Origin of the sequence: Paraclostridium sp. (genome assembly GCF_051657365.1) — a bacterium.
Classification (GTDB): Bacteria; Bacillota; Clostridia; order Peptostreptococcales; family Peptostreptococcaceae; genus Paraclostridium.
The window spans coordinates 1-3,522 of sequence record NZ_JBOFKN010000204.1 but is presented as its reverse complement, the minus strand read 5'-3'; the positions used below and the strand labels follow the sequence as shown (position 1 = coordinate 3,522).

Sequence of the window (3,522 nt, the reverse complement as noted above, 5' to 3'; positions counted from 1 at the left end):
TCAATTAAATATTGAATTATATTTCCTAATATCATTTTTGAAGTATCTTTTACAATATAATTTTTAGTATTAGTATCAAATATTATTATATTTGGAGTGTTATTTCTATCATTATATATTTGAAATTCTTTTTCATCTTTTATAGGTAAACATACTTTCAACTTTATTCCTCCTTATATGATTAGTATTCTTTTTATACTATATGTATATTTTTTATCAAATGTGTTGCTTTTTTCTACAAATTAATCTAAAAAAACACATAAAAAAAGAGAGCTTATACTCTCTTTTTATTCATCTATGCTTTTATCTACTATAGTTTCAATTGCATATTCTTTATTTCGTTGTCTCAATAATTTATATCTTATATGCTTTATATCATCTACTATATATCTATGTTTTATTTTTTTTGTATCAAACTTACAAATTTCAAAAGCATATTGTATGAAAACTCCAAATACTAAGGTAGTTATAACAGTCCCTATCCCTATACTACCACCTAATAAATAACCAAATATAAGTGCAAATAACTCTATACACATTTTTATTAGCTTTATTGGCTTATTGCTTTTCTTTTGAAGTGCTATCATTAATCCATCTCTAGGTCCACTTCCATATCCAGCACCTATATAAAGAACACAGCCTAATCCTATAATAAACATGCCTATAAACATCATTATAAATCCAATAATCCAATGATTTGACTTAGGTATAATATTATTTAACATAAGAAAATCCATAAATACCCCAATTAAAAGCATATTAAGTATTGTTCCTAATCCAAAATTTTCGCCTAATACTATATCTATTATTATTATTATTATTCCAAGACCGATACTAGCTTGCCCCATAGTTATACCTAGATTTATAGATATACCATGATGAAATGCTTCCCATGGAGATAATCCTAAATTTGCGTTTATAGTTAAAACTATACCAAATGCACAAACAAATAATCCTATTAGTAATCTAACAATCTTTTTTATGCTATATTCCATTTTCACTTTATCCCCATTCATATTTATACTATTACAAACCCTCCATTAGGACTTATTACTTGCCCAGTTATAAAATCAGATTTGTCACCTCCTAAATACATTGCACAATTAGCTATATCTTCCGGAGTTCCTAATCTCATAAGAGGAGTTTCTTCCCTTAACATTTCAAGTGTTTCTTCTCCGATACTATTTAACATATCAGTTTGTATTACACCTGGTGCTATACAATTTACTTGTATATTTGAAGGGCCTAATTCTTTTGCAAGTGATTTTGTCATACCTATAATTGCCGCTTTACTAGTTGAATAGTGAACTTCATAAGACCCTCCAACCATACCCCATATTGATGATATATTTATTATTTTCCCACTCATCTGGGGTAACATATATTGAAGAGCTTTTTTAGTTGTATAAAATACACTATTTAAATTTGTATTTATAACTTCATTCCATTCTTCATATGTTATATCTGTAAATAAATTGCTTCTACTTATTCCTGCATTATTAACTAAAACGTCTATTTTTTCAAATTGCCCTATGCAATAATTAATCATAAGATTTACTTCTTCTTTTTTAGATACATCTGCTTTGTATGTATCTACCGATAATCCTTTACTTTTTAGCTCATTATACAAATCAAGAGCTTCTTTTTCTGAATTATTGTAATTTATCAAAACATTATACCCATTTTCAGCAAATACAGTTGCAATTGCTTTTCCTATTCCTCTTGATGCACCTGTAACTAATACCGTTTTTTTATCCATTTATCTCTCCCTTTCTTGAATTAATCGTCATTCAATATTATATATTAATGTTTAATATAATAAAAGGAATATCTCTAGATATCCCTATTTGCTAACTAAGTTAATCATTTTTAAACTACTATTTTATTTTTACCGCTTCGTTTTGCTTTATATAAATTCACATCTGCCTTTTCTAGAGTATCCATTGAACTTTCATTATTATATGCAACCCCTATACTAACAGAAACATTTATATCTTCACTCCAACTAATATGCTCTACTGCAGATCTTATTAGTTCAGCTGTAAGTACAGACTCTTCTTTAAATTTATATTCATTTATTATTACAAACTCTTCTCCACCATATCTACATATAGTACAACTATCATTGATTAAGCTTTTTATTCTCGAAGTTATTTCCTTTAAAACCACATCTCCAAATTGATGTCCAAACGTGTCATTTATAATTTTAAAATCATCTATATCTATCATTAAAATAGAAAATTCATATTTATTTTTAATAAGATGTTCATATTTATTATCAAAATATCCACGATTATATACTCCAGTTAATTTATCATGCATTGCTATATATTTCATCTTACTTACTCTTTTTTTATTCGCTCTATACATGAATATAATTACTATAGTACCTATTAGTATAATTAAAATTAAAAATTTTATAGATTCTCTCTCATGTTGAACCGTATATTTTTCTTCAGCTTGTTCAACTATGTAATTTGAATAATCTCTATATCTTATATCTTCATCATTTTTTATAGCTAAAAGAAGCTCATTCATATAACTATCTTCTAATTTATATTGTTTAGTCTTATTGCATAAGTCTACTAAATTTTCTAACACTTGTTTTTTATTTGATGCCTTATTTTGTTTATAATGTTCTAATGATAGAATACTATTATATATGTTTATTGCTTCATTATAATTACTTATACTTTCATAGTACTTAGCTTTTGTAAAAATAAATAATTCTTTGGTATATCTAAGTGATTTACTATTATTACTTTTTAGTAATTTTTCTACTTTATCTATATATTTTTTAGCTTTTTCATTTTCACCTTTATGCAAGTATAAATTTGATTCAATTGTAGTTATCAAAATTTTTACATCAATATTCTTCTTATCATTTAAAAACTTTTCATTTTTCAACACATTATATGTATATTTTTTACAATTTTCATAATCACCCATTCTCAAATAAATCTCTGAAAGATTAGCATAAGCACACATTTTTACAGTTTCAGCTTGTTTTTTATCTTTTATTTCTACACTTAAAGCTTCCTTTACAGTTTTAATACTAGTTTCATACCCCTGTATTTGAGAAAATAAAACACCTAAATTTATAAGTTGATTTGCTTCACTAAACTTATAATCCATATCTTTTGCTAAAATCAATGTATCTAATATATACTCTGATGCCTTTGCGTAATTTTCATCTACTAAATATAAACGACCTAAATAATTGTATATATCAAATCTATGCACTTTTGATATTAATTTATAAGTTTCCATAGCTAACAGTGTATTCATTATGTGTTTTTCTCCACCAGGTATACGTTCAATCTGTTTAGACATTTTCATTATATCATTAAACAATATATTATATTTATATTTAGGTATTTTAGACAAATTTAATTCATAGTTATTTATAGCTTCTGTGTAATTATGTTCATGTATACTCTCTTTAATTTTTTCAGTAGTATTTTCAATGTCCAATTTAGTATTCTTAATACTTATACCTACTATAAAAAATATTAAAATACT

General features: G+C 25.2%; 3 protein-coding genes. All 3 read right to left on the bottom strand.

What is annotated here, in order from left to right; translation table 11 throughout:
* Positions 1–287: 287 nt before the first annotated feature.
* Positions 288–995, bottom strand: a complete 708-nt coding sequence (locus ACRCYC_RS15615; protein ID WP_438620026.1) for a YczE/YyaS/YitT family protein — start codon at positions 993–995, stop codon at positions 288–290.
* A 23-nt stretch (positions 996–1,018) separates the two neighbouring features.
* A complete protein-coding gene (gene ymfI, locus ACRCYC_RS15610; RefSeq protein WP_438620025.1) occupies positions 1,019–1,759 on the bottom strand; it encodes an elongation factor P 5-aminopentanone reductase in 741 nt (246 codons plus the stop codon).
* Between the two features lie 110 nt (positions 1,760–1,869).
* Positions 1,870–3,522, bottom strand: a 1,653-nt coding sequence (locus ACRCYC_RS15605; protein ID WP_438620024.1) for a diguanylate cyclase, incomplete at its 5' end; no start/stop codon positions are given.

Coding starts and splice junctions, on each gene's coding strand:
- ACRCYC_RS15615 (WP_438620026.1), bottom strand. CDS start 995: ATGGAATATAGCATAAAAAAGATTGTTAGATTACTAATAGGATTATTT.
- ymfI (WP_438620025.1), bottom strand. CDS start 1,759: ATGGATAAAAAAACGGTATTAGTTACAGGTGCATCAAGAGGAATAGGA.